This window comes from Streptomyces alfalfae, assembly GCF_004127445.1.
Lineage (GTDB): Bacteria > Actinomycetota > Actinomycetes > Streptomycetales > Streptomycetaceae > Streptomyces > Streptomyces alfalfae.
Genome location: NZ_QEXM01000052.1, coordinates 80,960 through 101,393 on the forward strand (window position 1 = coordinate 80,960; position 20,434 = coordinate 101,393).

Sequence of the window (20,434 nt, forward strand, 5' to 3'; positions counted from 1 at the left end):
GCAGCCTCCGAGGTTATACGCCCTGGCTGACCGAACTCATATTGAAATCCGGGACGCGGAGCGCGGGCATCGCGGCCCGGGTGAAGTAGTCGCCCCACTCGCGCGGCAGCGTCCTCTCCGTACGGCCCGCCTCCGACGCCCTGCCGAGCACGTCGACCGGCGACTCGTTGAAGCGGAAGTTGTTCACCTCGCCCACGACCTCGCCGTTCTCGACGAGGTAGACGCCGTCGCGGGTCAGGCCCGTCAGGAGCAGCGTGGCGGGGTCCACCTCGCGGATGTACCAGAGGCAGGTGAGCAGCAGCCCGCGGCCGGTGGCCGCGACCATCTCCTCCAGGGAGCGGTCCCCGCCCCCGTCGAGGACGAGGTTGTCGACCGCCGGCGTCACCGGCAGACCGGTCAGGGCCGCGCTGTGCCTGCTGGTGACCAGGTGCGCGAGGTCACCGCCGCGGACCCACTCGGTGGGGCCGAGCGGCAGCCCGTTGTCGAACACGGAGGAGTCGTCGCCCGAGGAGTGCGCGAGCACGAAGGGAGCCGACTCCAGGCCCGGCTCGCGCGGGTCGCTGCGCAGCGTCAGCGGCAGCCCGGCGACGCGCTCGCCCAGGCGCGTGGCGCCCCCGGGCTTGGAGAAGACCGTGCGGCCCTCCGCGGCGTCCCGCGCCGACGACGACCAGAACTGGTAGATCAGCAGGTCGGCCACCGCGGTCGGAGGCAGCAGCGTCTCGTACCGCCCGGCCGGCAGGTCGACGCGGCGCCGCGCCCAGGCCAGGCGCCGCGCCAGCTCCGCGTCGAGGGCGGCGGGGTCGACGTCGGTGAAGTCACGCGTGGCCCGCCCCGCCCACGCCGACTTCGTGCGGTCGGGCGACTTGGCGTTGAGTTCGAGGGTGCCGTTGGGCTGGTCGTGCCGCAGGCGCAGGCCCGTGGAAGTGCCGAGGTAGCTCGACACGTACTCGTGGTTCGCGAAGCCGTACAGCTTCCGCCCGCCCGCGCGCGCCCTCGCGAAGGCCTCGCCGAGCGCCGGGGCGAAGTCGGCGAAGACCGCGGACGAGGTCTCGGCCGGGGCGTCGGTGAAGTCGGGGGAGGGCGCGACGCCGGTCACCAGCGGCTGCGCGTCCTCGGCGGGGCCGGCTCCGCGGGCGGCCTCCTCGGCCGCGCGGACCAGCGGCTCCAGGTCGTCCGCGGTGACCGCCGAGCGCGAGACGACTCCGGAGGCGGTGCCCTCCTTGCCGTCCACGGTGGCGATGACGGTGAGGGTGCGGCCGCGGGTGACGCCGTTGGTGGTGAGGGCGTTGCCCGCCCAGCGCAGGTTCGCCGTCGACTCCTCGTCGGCGATCACGACGCAGCCGTCGGCGGTGGACAGGTCCAGGGCCCGCTCGACGATCTCGTGCGGCTTGGTGGCACTGCGGCTCATCGACCTGCCTCCTGCGTGGTGTTCAGAATGTTGACGCCCCGGAACAGGGCGGAGGGGCAGCCGTGCGAGACCGCGGCGACCTGCCCCGGCTGGGCCTTCCCGCAGTTGAAGGCGCCGCCGAGGACGTACGTCCGGGGGCCGCCGACCGCGGCCATGGAGCCCCAGAAGTCGGTGGTCGTCGCCTGGTAGGCCACGTCGCGGAGCTGTCCGGCGAGCCGCCCGTTCTCGATCTTGTAGAAGCGCTGGCCGGTGAACTGGAAGTTGTGACGCTGCATGTCGATCGACCACGACCGGTCGCCGACCACGTAGATCCCGCGGTCGACGCCCGCGATCAGGTCCTCGGTGGAGAGCCCGCCGGGATCGGGCCGGAGCGAGACGTTCGCCATGCGCTGCACCGGCACGTGGCCGGGGGAGTCGGCGTACGCGCAGCCGTTGGACCGCTCGAAGCCGGTGAGCCGCGCGATGCGCCGGTCGAGCTGGTAGCCGACCAGGGTGCCGTCCTTGACCAGGTCCCAGGACTGCCCGGCGACGCCCTCGTCGTCGTATCCGATGGTCGCGAGGCCGTGCTCGGCGGTCCGGTCGCCCGTCACGTTCATCAGCGACGAGCCGTAGGCGAGCGTGCCGAGCTGGTCGAAGGTGGCGAAGGAGGTGCCCGCGTACGCCGCCTCGTAGCCGAGGGCGCGGTCGAGTTCGGTGGCGTGGCCGATGGACTCGTGGATCGTCAGCCAGAGGTTGGACGGGTCCACGACGAGGTCGTAGGCGCCCGCCCGGACGCTGGGCGCCCGCATTTTTTCCGCCAATTGCTCCGGGATGCGCTCCAGCTCGCCCTGCCAGTCCCAGCCGGTCCCGGTCAGGTACTCCCAGCCCCGCCCGACCGGCGGCGCCAGGGTGCGCATGGAATCGAACTCGCCGCTCGACTCGTCGACGGCGACCGCGGTGAGCTGCGGGTGCAGCCTGACGCGCTGCTGCGTGGTCACGGTGCCCGCCGTGTCCGCGTAGAACTTGTTCTCGTGCACGGTGAGCAGCGAGGCGTCGACGTGCGCGACCCCGGCGGCGGCGAGCAGCCGCGCGCTCCAGTCGGCGAGCAGCCCCGCCTTCTCCTCGTCCGGCACCGAGAAGGGATCGATCTCGTACGAGGAGACCCACGTCTTGTCGGCGTGCACGGGCTCGTCGGCGAGCTCCACGCGCTCCTTCGAACCGGCGGCCCTGATCACCTGGGCGCTCAGCTTCGCCATCGCCACGGCCTGCGAGGCGACTCTGGCCGCCGCGTCCATCGTGAGGTCGACGCCGGAGGCGAAACCCCAGGTCCCGCCGTGCACCACCCGCACCGCGTACCCCAGGTCCGTGGTGTCCGAGGTGCCGGACGGCTTGGCGTCGCGCAGCCGCCAGGAGGCGCCGCGGACCCGCTCCAGGCGGAAGTCCGCGTGGTCCGCGCCGAGCGCACGCGCGCGGGCGAGCGCGGCGTCGGCGAGAGCCCGCAGCGGTAGCGCCGTGAAGGCTTCGTCGATGGAATGAGGCACGGAGGTCTCCCTGCTGTCGGCTCCGGTCGGATCTGATGATGGCGTGCGGGACGGCCCCACGGCCACACTTTTCTGTAGGGACCCCACAGGGAGTCCTCTGAGCCACTGTCGGTCGCCGATTCTCTGTATCGCGGGAGGTACCGATAGGTTTCCGAGGTACCAGACCGCTATCGAAAGGGTGATCCGTTGAGCCGCTCGGTTCTCGTCACCGGAGGAAACCGGGGCATCGGCCTCGCCATCGCCCGCGCTTTCGCCGACGCCGGCGACAAGGTCGCGATCACCTTCCGCTCGGGTGAGCCGCCGAAGGAACTCACCGACGCGGGGGTCCTCGCCGTCAGGTGCGACATCACCGACGCCGAACAGGTGGAGCAGGCCTACAAGGAGATCGAGGACAAGCACGGGAACGTCGAGGTCCTGGTCGCCAACGCGGGCATCACCAAGGACCAGCTCCTGATGCGCATGACCGAGGAGGACTTCACGTCCGTTCTCGACACCAACCTCACCGGCACCTTCCGCGTCGTCAAGCGCGCCAACCGCGGCATGCTGCGGGCCAGGAAGGGCCGCGTCGTCCTGATCTCCTCCGTGGTGGGCCTGATGGGCGGCCCGGGACAGGCCAACTACGCCGCCTCCAAGGCCGGTCTGGTCGGCTTCGCGCGTTCGCTCGCCCGCGAGCTCGGATCGCGCAACCTCACCTTCAACGTCGTCGCACCCGGTTTTGTCGACACCGACATGACCAAGGTGCTCACGGAGGAGCAGCGCAAGGGCATCGTCGCCCAGGTGCCGCTCGGCCGTTACGCGCAGCCCGAGGAGATCGCCGCCGCGGTGACGTTCCTCGCGTCCGACGACGCCTCGTACATCACTGGAGCCGTCATCCCCGTTGACGGCGGATTGGGCATGGGTCACTGATCACCATGAGCGGAATTCTCGACGGCAAGCGCATCCTCGTCACCGGCGTGCTGACGGAGGCGTCCATCGCCTTCCACGCGGCCAAGGTCGCCCAGGAGCAGGGCGCCGAGGTCATCCTGACCGCCTTCCCGCGGCCCACGCTGACCGAGCGCATCGCCAAGAAGCTGCCCAAGCCCGCCAAGGTCATCGAGCTCGACGTGACCAATCAGGAGCACCTCGACCGCCTCGCGGGCGTCGTGAAGGAGGAGCTGGGCGGCCTCGACGGCATCGTCCACTCCATCGGCTTCGCGCCGCAGGGTGCCTTCAACTTCCTGGAGGCCACCTTCGAGGACGTCTCGACGGCCATGCACGTCTCCGCGTTCTCCCTGAAGTCGCTCACCATGGCGTGCCGCCCGCTCTTCGAGGACGGCGCCTCGGTCGTCGGCCTCACCTTCGACGCGCAGTACGCCTGGCCGAAGTACGACTGGATGGGCCCGGCCAAGGCCGCCCTGGAGGCCACCAGCCGCTACCTCGCCCGCGACCTGGGCAAGGAGAACATCCGCTGCAACCTGATCTCCGCCGGCCCGCTCGGCTCCATGGCGGCCAAGTCCATCCCGGGCTTCGGTGAGCTCGCGGACGTCTGGAACAGCCGTTCCCCGCTGAACTGGGACATGGCCGACCCGGAGCCCGCGGGCCGCGGCGTCGTCGCCCTGCTCTCGGACTTCTTCCCGAAGACCACCGGCGAGATCATCCACGTCGACGGCGGCGTCCACATGATGGGTGCCTGACCAGCCCTCTTCCGTACGTGGCGAGGCCCCGTCCCGCGCTCGGCGCCGGGGCGGGGCCTCACCCGTTCGGACCACCGGCCGGGCGGCGGCGGGGCGGCGCCGCGCATGGTGGAGTGTGCGTCTTCCCGGTGCGGTGCTCGCCGCTCTCGCCCTGCTGGTCGCCGTGCCCTCGGGCGCCGCGTCCCTCGCCGCGGGCGGCCACGGGACCGGCCGGGACGCCGCCCACGCGCGCGTGCAGAAGCCGCGGCCCTTCGGCTCGGAGTGCCGCACCGGGATCAGCGGCTCCAACGTCGTCGCGTACTGCCACAACCCCTACCCCGAGACCGACCACGTGCGCCTGCACGTGGAGTGCGACCGGTGGTGGGACATCGACGTCGACGGCGCCCCGGTCGCGGCGGGCCCCGCCGAGACGGTGCGGCTGACCGGGCGGTGCTGGAAAGAGGTCCGCTCGGCCTGGGTCAGCCACGCGAAGTGACGCCGCGCCGGTCAGCGGCTGCCGCCCGCCCGGCGGTGAGCCGGTCAGCGGCTGCCGCCCACCCCCGGTGAGCAGGTCAGACCGTGTCGCCCGCCTCGGAGAGCCGGTCGGGGCGGCACATGAAGGGGTAGCTCGCCGCCTCCCTGCCCGCGGCCTCCGCGTCACCGGCCCGGATCGCGTCGACGAGACGGGTGTGGTCCATGTGCGACTTCGGGCGGAGCTCCTTGCCGATGTCGTCCCGCAGCCAGTCCCGCATGACCTCGCCCAGGTCCGCGTAGAGAACCGTCATGACGTCGTTGTGCGACGCGGCCACCACGGCCGTGTGGAACGCCGCGTCGGCCGACACGAACGCCTCCGCGTCCCCCGAGGCCCAGGCGTCCTCGCGCCGCACCAGGGCGGCGTCCAGCTGCTGGAGGTCGCGGTCGGTGCGGCGCCGCGCGGCGAGCTCGGCGGCGCTCGACTCCAGCGCGATCCGCAGCTCGGCGACGTGCCGGGGATCGGCGTCGGCGAACCTGCGGTGCATCACCCCCGCCAGCTCACTCGCCGCCACGACGAAGGTGCCCGAGCCCTGCCGGATGTCGAGCATGCCGTTGTGCGCGAGGGCGCGCACCGCCTCCCTGACCGTGTTCCTCGCCACGCCCAGCTGCTCCACCAGCTCGGACTCGGTGGGAATGCGGGAGCCGACCGGCCACTCGCCCGAGGAGATCTGCTTGCGCAGCTCGGCGATGACCTGTTCGGAGAGAGCCGAGCGGCGAGGAGTGGTCAGCGGCATGACGGTCCTTCGTAGGGGGGCGGGTTGCCGGAGCCGGGCCGCGGGGCGCCGGGCCGGGGATCGGGGACTCAGTGTGACGCGATCGGATTGGACAGCCAATCATCCCATGATTCTATGATGGCCCCATGGCTACCGAGGAAACCGGCACGATGACAAAGGCAGCGACAGTGAAGCGCACCGACACGGCGGCGGGTCAGGAGAAACAGGCCCCCACGCGCGCGTGGGCGACGCGGCTGATCACCGTCGGCATCGTCCTCGCGGCCCTCAACCTCCGCCCGGCCATCACCAGCCTCGGCGCACTCCTCGAAGAGGTGCGCGACGGACTCGGCATGAGCGGCACCCTCGCCGGACTGCTCACCTCCGTGCCGCCGCTCTGCTTCGCGGTCTTCGGCGTGATGGCGCCCCGCTTCGCCCGGCGCTTCGGGCCCAGCGCGGTCGTCTGCGTGGGCATGGTCGCCATCGCCGCGGGCCTGGTCATACGCCCCTTCGTCGGCGGCACGGCCGGCTTCCTGGCCGCCACCGCGCTCGCCCTCATGGGCATCGCCGTGAGCAACGTCCTGATGCCGGTGATCGTCAAGCGCTGGTTCCCCGACCGGGTCGGCTCGATGACCGGCCTGTACTCGATGGCGCTCGCGCTCGGCACCTCCCTCGCCGCGGCCCTGACGGTCCCGGTGACCGACGCCCTCGGCGGGCGCTGGCAGACCGGGCTCGCCGTCTGGGCGGTGCTCGCCGTCGTCGCCGTCGTGCCGTGGATACCGCTGGTCCGCGACCGGGGCACGGCCTCCGCCGCCCCCGAGCACGTCAGCGCCACCGTCCGCCAGGAGGACGCCGGACTGCGCATCACCCACAGCCGCACCGCCTGGGCGCTCGCCGTCTTCTTCGGGCTCCAGGCCACGGCCGCGTACATCACGATGGGCTGGATGCCGCAGATCTTCCGTGACGCGGGCGTCCCCGCGGGCGAGGCCGGCGTCCTGCTCGCCGTCACCATGGCGATGGGCGTGCCGCTGGCGTTCGTCATCCCGCGCGTGGCCATCCGGCTCCCCAACCAGGGTCCCGTCGTGATGGTCCTCGGCGCCTGCGGCCTCACCGGATACGCGGGCCTCTACCTCGCCCCCGCGGGCGGCGCGTGGGCCTGGGCACTGCTGCTCGGCATCTCCAACTGCGCCTTCCCGCTCGCCCTCACCATGGTGGGCATGCGGGCCAAGAGCAGCGTGGGCGTGGCCAAGCTGTCCGCCTTCGCGCAGAGCACCGGCTATCTGATCTCGATCCCGGGACCGCTCCTCGTCGGCGTCCTCTACCAGCACAGCGGCGGCTGGGGCCTGCCCATCGCGCTGATGGCGGGCCTGATGGTGCCGCAGATCGTCGTCGGCACGCTCGCGGGCCGCAACCGCACGGTCGAGGAAGAGGTGGCCGCCAAGGCGGCGAAGGCCTGACCCCGACGGCGGCCCCGGGGCAAAGGGTGCGAGACTGGCCGTATGCCCGTCCTTGACCCGAACCCCCAGAACGGCCAGAAGAAGCTGCTCGTCGTGCTCGGCGCGATGCTGGCCATCACCGTGATCATCGGCATCGTCGCCTCCATCGCCTCGCCGTGAGCCGGCCGCGGACGCGGCGCTCCGGCGGGGCATGGTGGGGCTAGCACCCCCATCCCCTAGGGGGCCAGTGTCAGGGTCAAGTGGGTGGGACACCTGATGGGTTCAGGGCCGCCGATCGCCTAGTTTCGAGGTGTGGCCGCGACGACGCGGCACGCGGACCCGAGGACCACGGAGGCGGCATGTCGGCCCGTTCGCACACCCGGCGCGACCCGGCGGAGTCGTCCGGCGTCGAGATCCAGCTCCCCTGGTGGGCCATCGCCCTGCCCGCCGTGGCCTTCGCGGCCCTCCTGCTGCTGATATTGAACCCGGTGGACGCGCACGCCGCCGGCAGCGAGCCCGTCGTCACCCATCTCCTGGAGCGCGTCCAGGAGACGGTGCAGCGCATGGCCCTGTGACCCGGGTCCGTCCGCCCGGGTCAGCCACACCGCGGCACCCCGCCAACTACCCGCGCCCCGTGGCGCGTTTCATGCGAAGCTGGGACGCATGAGCGTCGCAGAACCCCGCAGGATTGTCCTCTTCCGGCATGCGAAGGCCGACTGGCCCCAGGTGGCCGATCACGAGCGGCCGCTCGCTGATCGAGGCCGCAGGGACGCCCCCGTCGCCGGACGCAAGCTGGCCGACAGCGGCATCGCCTTCGACCTGGCCCTCTGTTCCACCGCGGCCCGGACCCGCGAGACCTGGAAGCTCGCCGTCCAGGAGCTGCCGCAGCGGCCGAAGACCGTCTACGAGGACCGGCTGTACGAGGCCTCTCCCGGCGAGCTGATCGCCGTGCTCAACGAAACCCCCGACGACGTGCGGAACCTCGTCCTCGTCGGTCACAACCCCGGAGTGCAGGGGCTGACCGACGTCCTCGCCGGGGACACCGAGGGCGATGTGCGGCAGCGGCTCGACCGCCGGGGCTTCCCGACCGCGACCTTCGCCGTCCTGACCTACTCCGGTTCCTGGAAAGCCCTGGAGCCGGGCGTCGCCACGCTCGTCGACTACTGGGCGCCCTCCGAGTAGCCCGCCGCTCCCGGCCCCCGTCCCGCACGCCCCGTCCGCACGTCCACGTCCCGCACGCCCGCGTCCCGTACGCGACAGGGCCCCGCGCCGCAGTGGCGCGGGACCGTGGGCTTGCGGGGGCCGGGGTCAGTCCGTGTCCGTGTGCGTCTCCGCCGCCTCGACCTCTTCGCGGGTGATGCCGAGGAGATAGAGGACGGTGTCGAGGAACGGCACGTTCACCGCGGTGTGCGCGGCCTCGCGGACCACGGGCTTGGCGTTGAAGGCGACGCCGAGGCCGGCCGCGTTCAGCATGTCGAGGTCGTTCGCGCCGTCCCCGATCGCGACGGTCTGCTCCAGCGGGACGCCGGCCTCCGCGGCGAAGCGGCGCAGCAGCCGTGCCTTGCCCGCGCGGTCCACGATCTCTCCGGTCACCCTGCCGGTGAGCCTGCCGTCGACGATCTCCAGGGTGTTGGCCTGGGCGAAGTCGAGTCCGAGTCGCTCCCGCAGATCGTCGGTGACCTGGGTGAAGCCGCCGGAGACGACCCCCACTTGGTAACCGAGGCGCTTGAGGGTGCGGATGAGGGTGCGGGCGCCCGGGGTCAGCCTGACCTCGGAGCGGACCTTGTCGACGACCGACGCGTCGAGGCCCGCGAGCAGCTTCACGCGCGCGTGCAGCGACTGCTCGAAGTCCAGCTCGCCGCGCATCGCCGCCGCGGTCACCTCGGCGACCTCGTTCTCGCACCCGGCGTGGGCGGCGAACAGTTCGATGACCTCGTCCTGGATGAGCGTCGAGTCGACGTCCATCACGACCAGGCGCTGCGCACGGCGGTGCAGACCCGCGGCGACGACCGCGACGTCCACGCCGAGCTTCGCGGCCTCTATGGCCAGGGCGGTGCGCAGGGGTTCGGTCTCCGTGCCGGACACCGCGAACTCCACCGCGGTCACCGGGTACTTGGCGAGCCGGAAGATGCGGTCGATGTTGCCGCCGGTCGCCGTGATGCTGGCGGCGATGGACGCCGTCGACTCCGAGGTCAGGGGGTGGCCGAGGACGGTGACGTGCGAGCGTCCGAGGCCGCGCGGCAGGTTGTCGCCGATGCCCGAGATGATCTCGGCCTGCATCTTCATGGACTCCGCCCAGCTGTGGACGGTGGCGCGCAGGTCCCCCTCCATGCCGGTGGGCGGCTGGGTCACGAGCGCGCACAGCACTATGCGGCCGCGGGTGACGACCTGCTCGATGTCGACCACGTCGACGGAGTAGGCGGCGAGGGTGTCGAAGAGGCCGGCGGTGAGACCGGGACGGTCCTTGCCGAAGATCTTGACGAGGAGCGTCGGGACGTCTGCGGGCTGGGGGGGCTGCGAAGCACTCATGGTGCCGCTTACGGTAGCGGCCGCTCTCTTCGGTCCGCCCGCCGGTCCGAACCTCGGACACGTGACCGCTCCCGGGAGCCAGGCCCCGGGCCGCGTCCGCCGGGTGCCCGTTCTTCTCGGTCCGTGGTGGGTGGCCCGTCCTCGGGGCGTTCCCCGTGCCCCTGACGGGGCTCGTATATGTGGCCTCCTGACCGCTCCTGGGAGTGGGACCCCGGGCCGGGGCCGTCCGGGGTGTCCGTTTCTCTCGGCCCGCGTGCGGGGGCCCGTCCTGGTACCAGTTCCCCGTGCCCCTGACTGGGCTCGTCAGCGCGGCCTCCTCATCGCTCCCGGGAGCCAGGCCCCGGGCCGGGTCCGCCCGGGGTGTCCATTTTTCTCGGCCTGCGGTCGGTGGCCCGTCCTCGGGGCGTTTCGTGTGGGCCTGACGGGGCGCGTATGTGCGGTCTCCTTACTGCTCCCGGGAGCCAGCCCCCGGGCCGCGTCCGCCCGGGGTGTCCGTTTTTCTCGACCTGCATGCGGTGGCCCGTCCTGGCGTCGTTCCCGTGCGCCGGACAGGGCGCGTCAGCGCGCCCTTCTCACGGCTCTCGTGAGAAGGGCTCCGGGCCGGGTGCGCCCGGGGTGTCCGTCTTTCTCGGTCCGCGGTCGGTGGCCCGTCCTGGCGTCTTTCCGCGTGCCCCGGGCGGGGCGCGTCAGCGCGGCCTCCTGACCACTCCCGGGAGCGGGACCCCGGGCCGCGTCCGCCCGAGGCGTCCGCTTTTCTCGGCCCGTGTGCGGTGGCCCGTCCTCGCGCCGTTCTCCACGCCCCGGACGGGGCTCGTATGTGCGGCCCCCTCACTGCTCCCGGAAGCCAAACCCCGGGCCGCGTCCGCTCAGGGCGTCCGTCTTTCTCGGCCCGCGTGCGGTGGCCCGACCTCGCGCCGTTTCCCGTGCCCCTGACGGGGCTCGTCAGCGGGGCCTCCTCGGTGGTGGGCCCTGTTTCGGAGGCGGCGGCGGTGGAGGAGGAGGCGGTGGCGGGGGCCAGTCGCCGGAGCGGGGGCGGGGGCGGGGAGCTGAGCGGGGCGGTGGGGCCACTGGGCCGGCCACCGTTTCCGCGCCGTAGACGTCCCGGGAGGGAGGCTGCCCGTCCGGCCGTGCCGCCGGACGCAGGTACGGGTTCGTGTCGGGGTTCGGGGGGCGATGCGGAGCGTGGGGGGTGTACGGACCCGGCGCGCTCGCCGAGGCGGAGGCGGAGGCGGAGGCGGCGGAGGCGGAGGCGTTCTCGCGTGGCGCCGGCGTCGGCGGGAGCGCGAACGGGGACGCCCGGCCGCCCGCCGCGCCCGCGGCCACCGCGAGGACCGCCCCGAGGACCCCCGCCCCGAGGCCCCAGGCCGGCCCCAGCAGCGCGGCCGGCCCGATCCGGCCGTGCAGCTCCACCCCGGCCCCGAACGCGTCGAAGCCCAGCACGGAGAGCGAGGCGTCGGCGGACACCCCGGTCAGCCACACCATGAGCGGAAGCGCCGCCGCCGTGACGACCCCGAGCCGCACCCCGCACCGCCCCGCGAACCCCAGGGCGTCCGCGCCGCGTACCGGAGTCCGCACCGCGGTGAGCACCCCCGCGAACAGCATCATCAGCCCCGCGGCGACAGCCAGCAGCCAGACCCGCCCGTCGATGTCGGCGAGCCGCCCCAGCGTGAGCGCCTTGTCGGAGGAACCGCCGAGCAGATCGTCCACCGGATCCGGCAGGAACCGCGTGAGCGCACCCGTGGCATGGCCGTCGAACGGCACGAAGAGCCCCACCGGCACCCCCACCCACACACCGTTCGACGCCCCCAGCAGCGCGGCGCCGGCGATCCGCTGCGGATGGTCGTCGCCGATCATGGCGTACGCCGCCGCGGCCAGACCCGCCACGACCGCCATCAGGACCACCGTGACCAGCGCGGACACCGCGGGCCGCACCACCCGGTGCAGAGCGTCGAGGCCGTGTGGCAGCGGTGTACGGCGCGAGGCGAGCAGGGCGATCAGCAGGACGGCGGCCACCCAGCCCGCCCCGCCGAGCAGCGTCGCCGCCGTGTCGACGGTGAACCCGACCGACGCCTTCGCCTCCGCCAGGTCCCCGAGCCGATCGGGCAGCAGCCCGCCGACGCCGCCGGGCAGCTTGTCGGCGATGCCGTCCGGCAGCTCGTCCAGCCCCTTCTCGATCCCTGCCTCGATCCCCCCGCCGACGCCGAGCCGCTCCCCGTCGATCGTGACGACGTCGTGCCCCACGTAGGCGAGACCGCCGAGCATCGCCACGAAGAGGGCGAGCACCGCGCCAGCGCGGGCGGCCAGTTCGGCCGGCGGCAGGAACGCCCCGGCGCCCCGCAGCGAGCGCAGGAAGAAGTGGGCGAGGAGCAGCGCACCGGCGAGGCCGACGCCGAGTGGCGCGATGTCGATGGCGGTGGTCGCCTCCGCCCCCTCCAGGCCGAACGCCGAGACGTCTCCGGACGGCGTGACCGAACCGCCCGCTCCCAGGGCCACCGTCGCCGCCGTCATCGGTCCGAGGGAACCCACCTCGTCTGCGTCGAGCAGGCGCAGCGCGAGCGCGGCGGTTCCGGCCATGCCGATCAGCGCCCAGCTCACCGCGGCGATCGCGGACAGCAGTACGTCGCCCCACCGCACGCCCCGGGCGACACCCCTGTCTTCACCGGCCTGCATCAAGGACCCCCCGAACCGCGGTGCGTGAACCGTCGGCCGCGTTCAGGGGAGTGGGCGGAACACCCTCCCCGCGCATGATCCGTATGCGCTGATTGCGACTGATGGTCGCTGATGGGTGCTTACTACTCTCCGGGGCGGTTTCTGCCCCGTCAACGGGGTGTCCCGAAAGGCGCCTACGCAGTCTTCACAAGGCCCGACTTTCGGTCAGAGCCCTCCGCCTGAAATAGTTCCTCCCGATGTTCGACATCCCTAGACTCCCCACATGGGGGCTAGCTCGGGGGACAACTCAGTGGGGCATGGAGTGCCGGAACTCGTACTGGAATTGAATGGAAGGACCTGGACGCTCGATCCGTCCAGGTCGTACTCTCTCGGACGCGATCCGCAGGGGGACATCTCGCTCGACGACGCCAGGGTCTCCTGGCGTCACGCCACGATCACCTGGAGCGGGCGCAGTTGGGTCATTGAGGACCACGGCAGCACCAATGGCACCTTCGTACAGGGCCGGCGGATCCACCAGATGGAAATCGGCCCTGGTTCGGCCGTGAACCTCGGGAACGCGAACGACGGGCCGCGGCTGAATCTGTCCGGTGGCGCCGAGGCCGCGGCGGTCTCCGCACCGCAGCAGCAGCAGCACGGCGCGCCGCAGCAGCAGGCACAGCAGGAGGCCCCGGGCTGGGCGGCGCAGCAGGCCCCGCATCAGCAGCAGGCCCCGCACCAGCAGGCCCCGCACCAGCCGCAGCAGCACGGCTGGCAGCAACCGCCGCAGCACCAGCAACCCCCTCAGCAGCACCAGGCGCAGCAGCAGCAGCACCAGCAGCCGCACGTGCCGCAGCAGCAGGGCGGCCCGTCGGAGCAGTACGCGCAGAAGACCCCCGGAACCGGCGGCGCCGCGGGGGCCCCGCCGGTCCACGGCGACCGCAGCCCGACGACGTTCCACCAGCTCGCGCTCGGCCGCAAGATGCGCATCGGCCGTGCCCTGGAGAACGAACTGGTCGTCTCCGACCTCCAGGTCTCGCGCCATCACGCCGAGTTCACGGCGACGCCGGACGGCCGCTTCGAGCTCCACGACCTCGGGTCGCACAACGGCACGTACGTCAACGGCCAGCCGATCGCGAAGTCCTCGACGGTCCTCATCGGCCCGAACGACATCGTCGGCGTCGGCCACTCGACCTTCCGCCTCGTCGACGGACAGCTCGAGGAGTTCGTCGACACCGGTGACGTCTCCTTCTCGGCCCGCCACCTCACGGTCACGGTCGACGGCGGCAAGCAGATCCTCAAGGACGTCTCCTTCGGCGTCCCGGAGAAATCGCTCATCGCGGTCATCGGACCCTCGGGTTCCGGCAAGTCCACCCTGCTCAAGGCGCTCACCGGCTACCGGCCCGCCAACCAGGGCGACGTCCTCTACGACAACCGGAACCTCTACAAGCAGTTCGCCGAGCTGCGTCAGCGCATCGGTCTGGTCCCGCAGGACGACATCCTGCACAAGGAGCTGACCGTCAAGAAGGCCCTCAAGTACGCGGCCAAGCTGCGCTTCCCGGCCGACACCACGGAGGCGGAGCGCGAGTCCCGCATCGACGAGGTGCTGCGCGAGCTCAAGCTGGACATCCACAAGGAGAAGAAGGTCACCTCCCTCTCCGGTGGCCAGCGCAAGCGCGTCTCGGTCGCCCTGGAGCTGCTCACCAAGCCGTCGCTGATCTTCCTGGACGAGCCGACCTCCGGCCTCGACCCGGGCATGGACCGCGACGTCATGCAGCTCCTGCGCGGCCTCGCCGACGACGGCCGCACGGTCCTCGTCGTCACGCACTCGGTCGCCGAACTGGCGATCTGCGACAAGCTCCTCGTCATGGCGCCGGGCGGTTCGGTGGCGTACTTCGGCCCGCCGGAGGAAGCGCTGAACTTCTTCGGCTACAAGACCTGGGCCGACGTCTTCTCCGCCTTCGAGGAGTACCGCGACTACGACTGGGCGGGCCGCTGGAAGGGCTCGCAGCACTACCAGATGTATGCCGCGGACATCGACGCCGTCGCCGCGCAGTCCGTGCCGATGCCGCCGCCGCAGGCGGTCAAGCCGCCGAAGCCGCAGGGCTGGGGCTCCCAGTTGTGGACCCTGATCCGCCGCTATGTCTCGGTGATCGCCTCCGACAAGGGCTTCATGGGCCTGATGGTGATCCTGCCCGCGGTCCTCGGCATCGTCAGCGTCGTCATCCCGGCCGACTTCGGGCTCGCACCGCCGAAACCGCCGGCCAAGTTCAACGGCGACGCGGGCACGATCATGCTGATCCTCGCTGTCGGCATGTGCTTCTCGGGCGCCGCCAACTCCGTACGAGAGCTGATCAAGGAACGGGTCATCTACGAACGGGAGCGGGCCACCGGCCTGTCCCGCTCGGCGTACCTGATGTCCAAGGTCATCGTCCTCGGCGTCATCACGGCCGTCCAGGGCGTCATCATCTGCGCCATCGGCTTCGCCCCGCGCGAACTGCCGGAGGAGGGGCTGATCATGCCCCCGGCCGCGGAGATCTGCGTGACGATCATCGCGCTCGGCTTCACGTCGATGATGTTCGGCCTGGTCATCTCCTCGCTGGTGAAGACCTCCGAGAAGACCATGCCGCTCCTGGTGATGTTCGCGATCGTCCAGGTCGTCTTCACCGGCGTCCTCTTCCAGGTGTACGGCTCGCCCGGCCTGGAGCAGTTCGCCTGGCTGATGCCGTCCCGCTGGGCCATCGCGGGCGCCGGCGCCACGCTCGACCTCGCGCACCTGATGCCGCCGTGGGACCCGAAGAACCCCACCGACCTGGACCCGCTGTGGGAGCACTCGGCCGGGCAGTGGGGCGTGAACCTCACCGTCCTGCTCGCGCTGGGCATCATCTGCGGCTTCGCGGTCGCGCGCCTGCTGCGCCGCCACGAGCCGGAGGTCATGCGCAAGTGAGCGCGTCCCGGCGTACGCGAACGTGGCGTACGCGCGGGTGGCACACGAGAAGGGCGGCACCCCGCGCGGGGTGCCGCCCTTCGGCGTCTTGAGAACCTCATCTTCGGCTGAAGAGGTCCAGTGATCAGGCGATCAAGGCTCAGTAGGCGCCGTTCACGTTGTCCATCGAGCCGTAGCGGTCGGCGGCGTAGTTGGCCGCGGCCGTGATGTTGGCGACCGGGTCGTAGATGTTCGTGGACGTGCCCTCGACGTGGTAGGCGTCGAACGTCGGCTTGATGACCTGGAGCAGGCCGATCGACGGGGTGCCGTTGATGGCGTTGATGTCCCAGCCGTTCACGGCCTGCGGGTTGCCGGAGGACTCGCGGATGATGTTGCGGTGCAGGCCCTCGTAGGAACCGGGGATGCCCTTGGACTTCATGATGTCCAGGGACTGGCGGATCCAGCCGTCCAGGTTGTTGGCGTAGGCGGGCTTGCGGGCGGCGGAGCGGCTGGCGGCGGCAGCGGCGTTGCGCTCGTCCTCGGCCTTCTTCTTCGCGGCGGCCTCGTCGGCGGCCTTCTTCTCGTCGGCCGCCTTCTTGTCGGCTGCGGCCTTCGCGGCGGCGGCCTTGGCCTGCTCGTCGGCGTGCGTCAGCTGCTTGGCCACGTTGGCGTGGACCGCGGCCTGCGCGTCGGTGGAGACGGCGAAGGAGGCGGGGGCGGCGCCGGCCGCCTGGGCCTCACCGGCGTCGGAGTTGCCGGGCACGAGGGAGAACGCGAGGGCGGCGGCGCCGATCGCGGCGACGCCGGCGATCGAGAGCTTCTGGTTCTTGGTCACGGCGTTTCGACCGGGGCCGGGGAGATGGTGCTGGGACATGCGAGTTGGACCTCTTCGGATAGCGGAGGTCGCTCTGGTCCGGCGGGGACATGTTGCTGCTCCGGCACAAACGCCGCGGTGCGAGGACCGCGGCGCCGAGCGACGGGAGCAATTGTTAGCGGCGGCAAAATTGCGTGGCAAAGGTGTGACGTACGAACCCGGGTAGTGGATCACGGTGGCCGTCGATGCTTCTCTCCGCGTGCACATCCCCGCACATTAAGGGCTTGTTGCCGTACATAAACGGATATTTGGTGCACTTCGCTCGCAACTAGCCACGTTCGTACGTGACGTGCACCCTATGTGCGGGCTCACATCAAGCAGGTAGCGGTCTCACTGCACGTTGCCCTTGCAATGCTCTCGGTCAGTGTTCTCCGACCGGAGTATGAGGTGCACGTCGCCGAACTCGTGCCAGAGGTAGAGACGGCGTACCGCCTCGGCGTATCCGCGCTCGATCGCCGCTCGCCCCGCCACCGCCTCCAGCATCAGCAGGTGCGAGGCCTCCGGCTCGTGCAGCCCCGTGAGCAGCCCGTCCACCACGCGCACACCCCGCTCCGGCGTCACCACGAGCTCGGTCCGCCCGCTCGCCGCCCGCACGACGCCGTCGGCCCCCGCCGCGGACTCCACGGCCCGCACGGCCGTCGTGCCGACCGCGATCACCCGGCCGCCGCCCGCCCGCGCGGCGTTGATCAGCGCGGCGGAGGTCCCCGGCACCTCGAAGGGCTCCGGGTACGGCGGCTCGTGCGCCTCCTGCGAGGCCACCCCGGTGTGCAGCGTGACCGGCGCGAACTGCACGCCCCTGCTCACCAGCTCCGCCACCATCGCCGCCGTGAACGGCCGCCCCGCGCTCGGCATCTCCGCGCTCCCCGCCCCGTCCGCCGACGGCAGCGCGAACACGGTCTGATGGGCGGCGAGCGGCTGGTCCCTGTCCGTGTAGCGGTAACGGATGGGCCGCCCGTGCCGCCGCAGCAGCGCGGGCACGTCACCCGCGACCCGCACCCACCACAACCGCCGGCTCTCCGCCGCCAGCGGCTCCTCCCAGACGAGGGACACGCTGCCCGGGAACCGCACGGTCGCCCCCGCGGGACCACCGGCACGCGCGCGTGTCGTGCCCCTCCCGTCCGGGTCCCGCAGCTCCACCGCCCACCGGCCGTCCGCACCCCGCGTCGAGAAATGCACCACCACGCGTGCGTGCCCGAGCCGCCCGTCCACGGCCGCCGGCAGCGTCCGCGAGGTGTTGACGACGAGGAGATCCCCGGCCCGCAGCAGCGCGGGCAGCTCCCGGAACGCGTGGTGCGAGACCTCCGTGCCACGCGACAGGAGCAGCCGCACGGAGTCCCTGCCGAGACCGGGCCCCCGCTGCTCGGCGGGCACCCGCGCGTGCAGGCCCTCCGGCACGCGCGGCCACGCCCCGACGACGCTCATCGGACACCCGCCAGAAGCTCGGACGCGACGAGGCGACCACTGGCGGGGCGCTCCGCGATCAGCCGCAGGAACGCGGGCACCACGCTCCGCGGCAGCGGCCTGCCCGAGACGTCGTCCAGCGGCGCCGCCGCCCGGTACAGATCCGTCCGCAGGTCACCCGGGTCCACCGCCCACACCCTGACGCCGGGCTCCTCCACCGCGAGGACTGCGGAGAGCTGGTCGAGAGCGGCCTTGGAGGCCCCGTACCCGCCCCACGTCCCGTACGCCTCGACGGCCGCGTCGGAGCTGACGTTCAGCACCGCTCCCGCCGACTCCCGCAGCAGCGGCAGGGCCTCCTGGACCAGCCCCAGGGGCGCCACCACGTTCGTCTCCAGAGCCGCCCGCAGCCCGTCGAGCGCCAGCCCGTCCAGCCGTACGAGCGGCTCCGCGCCCAGCGCGCTGGCGTTGTTCACCAGGAGACCGAGACCACCGAGCCGCCGCGCCGCGGCCACCAGCTCCGCCCGGTGCCCCGCGTCGGTGACGTCCCCCGGCAGCGCCTCCACGCGCGTGCCGTACGAGCGCAGCTCATCGGCCGCCTCGTCGAGCACCGAGGCGGTCCTCGCGTCGAGCACGAGATCCCAGCCGTTCCCCGCGAGCCCCGCGCCCAGCGCGCGCCCCAGCCCCTTGGAGGCCCCCGTGATGATCGCTACCGGCATGACACCCGTCCCCTCACAGTCCGCGCCCGGCAACCCGGACGCCCAGCAGATGCCCTCACCGTAGGAACGCCGACCACGCCCGCACCTCGTGCGCGGGACGCAACAGAGCAGGGCCATTCGTCCTGGTCCCGGCCCCGCGACCTAGGCCGTCCGCCCTAGCCGAGGGCCCCCACAGGGCCGATACGCGCTGTCACACCCCGCCGGTACGGTGTGGCCATGAGTCAAGGACCCAGGTCGGGGCTGAACGCGGTGAGCTCCGCGCTGCTCGCCATGAGCAGGCATCTGGAGGTGCGCGACGTCCTCAAGACCATCGTCGCCTCCGCCCGCGAGCTGCTCGACGCCGAGTACGCCGCGCTCGGGGTCCCCGACGACCACGGCGGCTTCGCCCAGTTCGTCGTGGACGGCGTCAGCGACGAGCAGTGGAAGGCCATCGGCCCGCTGCCCCGGCAGCACGGCATCCTCGCCGCCATGCTCCAGAAGGCCGAGCCCGAGCGCCTCGCCGACGTGCGCGAGGACCCGCGCTTCGAGGGCTGGCCCGACGCCCACCCGGACATGTCCGACTTCCTCGGCCTCCCGATCCGGTACGGCGACGAGACGCTCGGCGCGCTCTTCCTCGCCAACAAGCGCTGCCCCAGGATCGAGGGCCGGTGCGGCTTCACCGCGGACGACGAGGAACTCCTCGGCATCCTCGCGCAGCACGCCGCGATCGCCCTGACCAACGCCCGCCTGTACGAACGCAGCCGCGAGCTGACCATCGCCGAGGAGCGCTCGCGCCTGGCGCACGAGCTGCACGACGCCGTCAGCCAGAAGCTCTTCTCGCTGCGCCTGACCGCCCAGGCCGCCGCCGCCCTGGTGGACCGCGACCCGTCCCGCGCCAAGGGCGAGCTCCAGCAGGTCGCGGCGCTCGCCGCCGAGGCCGCCGACGAGCTGCGGGCCGCCGTCGTGGAGCTGCGCCCCGCCGCCCTCGACGAGGACGGCCTGGTGGCCACCCTGCGCACGCACAGCCAGGTGCTGCACCGCGCGCACTCCGCGCGGGTCACCTTCGACAGCAACGGCGTACGGGCCCTGCCGGCCGCCCAGGAGGAAGCCATGCTGCGGGTCGCCCAGGAGGCCCTGCACAACGCCCTGCGCCACTCGGGGGCCGCGTCCGTCGCGGTGACCCTGGACAAGCGGGGCGCGGGAGCCGTCCTGCGCGTCACCGACGACGGCAAGGGCTTCGACCCACAGGTCATACGGCGCGCGGGACGGCACCTGGGCCTGGTCTCCATGCGTGACCGCGCGAGCGGGGTCGGCGGACGGCTGACCGTGGATTCGGCGCCCGGCAAGGGCACGACGATCGAGATGGAGGTCCCCGGTGGCTGACGCGGCGGACGAGGCGAGGACGGGTATCCGGGTGCTGCTGGTCGACGACCACCAGGTGGTCCGCCGGGGGCTGCGGACGTTCCTGGAGGTCCAGGACGACATCGAGGTCGTGGGGGAGGCCTCGGACGGCGCCGAGGGCGTGGCGCTGGCCGAGGAGCTGAAGCCGGACGTCGTCCTGATGGACGTGAAGATGCCCGGCATGGACGGCGTCGAGGCGCTGCGCAGGCTCCGCGAGCTGGCCAACCCCGCGCGCGTGCTCATCGTCACCAGCTTCACCGAGCAGCGCACGGTGGTCCCCGCGCTGCGCGCGGGCGCCGCGGGGTACGTCTACAAGGACGTGGACCCCGACGCCCTCGCGGGAGCCATCCGCTCGGTGCACGCCGGACACGTCCTGCTGCAGCCCGAGGTGGCGGGCGCCCTGCTCTCCCAGGAGGAGGCGAACGGCGGCCAGGGCAGAGGCGGCTCACTGACCGAGCGCGAGCGGGAGGTCCTCGGCCTGATCGCCGACGGCCGCTCCAACCGCGAGATCGCACGCGCCCTGGTCCTCTCCGAGAAGACCGTCAAGACACATGTGTCGAACATCCTGATGAAGCTGGACCTCGCCGACCGCACCCAGGCCGCCCTGTGGGCCGTGCGGCACGGTGTGGCCGGCTGAGTCCGCAGGTCGCAGCCGGTGACTCGGGGCGGCGTCGGTGGTTGCACCGCGGGATGAGATTCATA

At 72.2% G+C, this 20,434-nt stretch carries 18 protein-coding genes; 10 read left to right on the forward strand and 8 right to left on the reverse strand.

Annotated elements, in window-relative coordinates:
- Window positions 1-13 precede the first annotated feature (13 nt).
- Together DCW30_RS34015 and DCW30_RS34020 are read right to left on the reverse strand one after the other, a co-directional pair.
- Window positions 14-1,408 (reverse strand): metallopeptidase TldD-related protein, encoded by a 1,395-nt coding sequence (locus DCW30_RS34015; RefSeq protein ID WP_076686909.1) that lies wholly within the window; start codon window positions 1,406-1,408, stop codon window positions 14-16.
- Entirely contained in the window at window positions 1,405-2,928 is a 1,524-nt protein-coding gene (locus DCW30_RS34020) for a TldD/PmbA family protein (RefSeq protein ID WP_076686910.1), read from the reverse strand. Before DCW30_RS34020 ends, DCW30_RS34015 begins: the two co-directional genes overlap by 4 nt.
- 186 nt (window positions 2,929-3,114) lie before the next feature.
- Here DCW30_RS34020 and fabG point away from each other — a divergent pair, with 186 nt between their 5' ends.
- The 3 genes from fabG (at window position 3,115) to DCW30_RS34035 (ending at window position 5,076) form a co-directional block, all read left to right on the forward strand.
- A complete protein-coding gene (fabG, locus tag DCW30_RS34025; protein WP_062771989.1) occupies window positions 3,115-3,834 on the forward strand; it encodes a 3-oxoacyl-[acyl-carrier-protein] reductase in 720 nt (239 codons plus the stop codon).
- Between the two features lie 5 nt (window positions 3,835-3,839).
- Window positions 3,840-4,601 carry an enoyl-ACP reductase FabI gene (gene fabI / locus DCW30_RS34030; RefSeq protein WP_062771992.1) on the forward strand — a complete coding sequence of 254 codons (762 nt, stop codon included), beginning with the start codon at window positions 3,840-3,842 and terminating at the stop codon, window positions 4,599-4,601.
- A gap of 115 nt (window positions 4,602-4,716) precedes the next feature.
- Entirely contained in the window at window positions 4,717-5,076 is a 360-nt protein-coding gene (locus DCW30_RS34035; protein ID WP_076686911.1) for a hypothetical protein, read from the forward strand.
- 76 nt (window positions 5,077-5,152) lie between these two features.
- Here the strand turns inward: DCW30_RS34035 and DCW30_RS34040 are convergent, their stop codons facing one another.
- Window positions 5,153-5,848: a FadR/GntR family transcriptional regulator gene (locus DCW30_RS34040; protein WP_076686912.1), complete on the reverse strand. Its 696-nt coding sequence runs from the start codon at window positions 5,846-5,848 to the stop codon at window positions 5,153-5,155.
- A gap of 125 nt (window positions 5,849-5,973) precedes the next feature.
- Between DCW30_RS34040 and DCW30_RS34045 the strand changes: the two genes are divergently transcribed.
- The 4 genes from DCW30_RS34045 (at window position 5,974) to DCW30_RS34060 (ending at window position 8,442) form a co-directional block, all read left to right on the forward strand.
- On the forward strand, window positions 5,974-7,281 hold the full coding sequence (locus DCW30_RS34045; protein WP_076686913.1) for a CynX/NimT family MFS transporter: 1,308 nt from the start codon (window positions 5,974-5,976) through the stop codon (window positions 7,279-7,281).
- Window positions 7,282-7,323: 42 nt separating this feature from the next.
- Entirely contained in the window at window positions 7,324-7,440 is a 117-nt protein-coding gene (locus tag DCW30_RS37995; RefSeq protein WP_103557516.1) for an SGM_5486 family transporter-associated protein, read from the forward strand.
- A gap of 179 nt (window positions 7,441-7,619) precedes the next feature.
- The gene (locus DCW30_RS34055) at window positions 7,620-7,835 is read left to right on the forward strand and encodes a hypothetical protein (RefSeq protein WP_076686914.1); all 216 of its coding nucleotides are present in this window, start codon (window positions 7,620-7,622) and stop codon (window positions 7,833-7,835) included.
- A gap of 88 nt (window positions 7,836-7,923) precedes the next feature.
- A complete protein-coding gene (locus DCW30_RS34060) occupies window positions 7,924-8,442 on the forward strand; it encodes a SixA phosphatase family protein (protein WP_076686915.1) in 519 nt (172 codons plus the stop codon).
- A 126-nt stretch (window positions 8,443-8,568) separates the two neighbouring features.
- Here DCW30_RS34060 and serB read toward each other — a convergent pair whose 3' ends face one another.
- Both serB and DCW30_RS34070 read right to left on the reverse strand, forming a co-directional pair.
- Window positions 8,569-9,789, reverse strand: a complete 1,221-nt coding sequence (serB, locus tag DCW30_RS34065) for a phosphoserine phosphatase SerB (protein WP_062772015.1) — start codon at window positions 9,787-9,789, stop codon at window positions 8,569-8,571.
- Between the two features lie 942 nt (window positions 9,790-10,731).
- Window positions 10,732-12,459 (reverse strand): streptophobe family protein, encoded by a 1,728-nt coding sequence (locus tag DCW30_RS34070; protein WP_076686916.1) that lies wholly within the window; start codon window positions 12,457-12,459, stop codon window positions 10,732-10,734.
- A 301-nt stretch (window positions 12,460-12,760) separates the two neighbouring features.
- Between DCW30_RS34070 and DCW30_RS34075 the strand changes: the two genes are divergently transcribed.
- Window positions 12,761-15,382: an ABC transporter ATP-binding protein/permease gene (locus DCW30_RS34075; protein WP_076686917.1), complete on the forward strand. Its 2,622-nt coding sequence runs from the start codon at window positions 12,761-12,763 to the stop codon at window positions 15,380-15,382.
- Window positions 15,383-15,521: 139 nt separating this feature from the next.
- Here the strand turns inward: DCW30_RS34075 and DCW30_RS34080 are convergent, their stop codons facing one another.
- From DCW30_RS34080 to DCW30_RS34090, 3 genes are all read right to left on the reverse strand, one after another.
- Complete coding sequence (locus DCW30_RS34080; protein ID WP_076686918.1) at window positions 15,522-16,235, reverse strand: transglycosylase SLT domain-containing protein; 714 nt, start codon at window positions 16,233-16,235, stop codon at window positions 15,522-15,524.
- Window positions 16,236-16,565: 330 nt separating this feature from the next.
- A complete protein-coding gene (locus tag DCW30_RS34085) occupies window positions 16,566-17,657 on the reverse strand; it encodes an S-adenosylmethionine:tRNA ribosyltransferase-isomerase (RefSeq protein ID WP_076686919.1) in 1,092 nt (363 codons plus the stop codon).
- Complete coding sequence (locus DCW30_RS34090; RefSeq protein WP_076686920.1) at window positions 17,654-18,352, reverse strand: SDR family NAD(P)-dependent oxidoreductase; 699 nt, start codon at window positions 18,350-18,352, stop codon at window positions 17,654-17,656. The genes DCW30_RS34085 and DCW30_RS34090 overlap by 4 nt, the downstream gene beginning before the upstream one ends.
- Window positions 18,353-18,568: 216 nt before the next feature.
- Between DCW30_RS34090 and DCW30_RS34095 the strand changes: the two genes are divergently transcribed.
- Window positions 18,569-19,714 carry a GAF domain-containing sensor histidine kinase gene (locus DCW30_RS34095; RefSeq protein WP_062783853.1) on the forward strand — a complete coding sequence of 382 codons (1,146 nt, stop codon included), beginning with the start codon at window positions 18,569-18,571 and terminating at the stop codon, window positions 19,712-19,714.
- A complete protein-coding gene (locus DCW30_RS34100) occupies window positions 19,707-20,369 on the forward strand; it encodes a response regulator (RefSeq protein WP_269466692.1) in 663 nt (220 codons plus the stop codon). The genes DCW30_RS34095 and DCW30_RS34100 overlap by 8 nt, the downstream gene beginning before the upstream one ends.
- Window positions 20,370-20,434 lie beyond the last annotated feature (65 nt).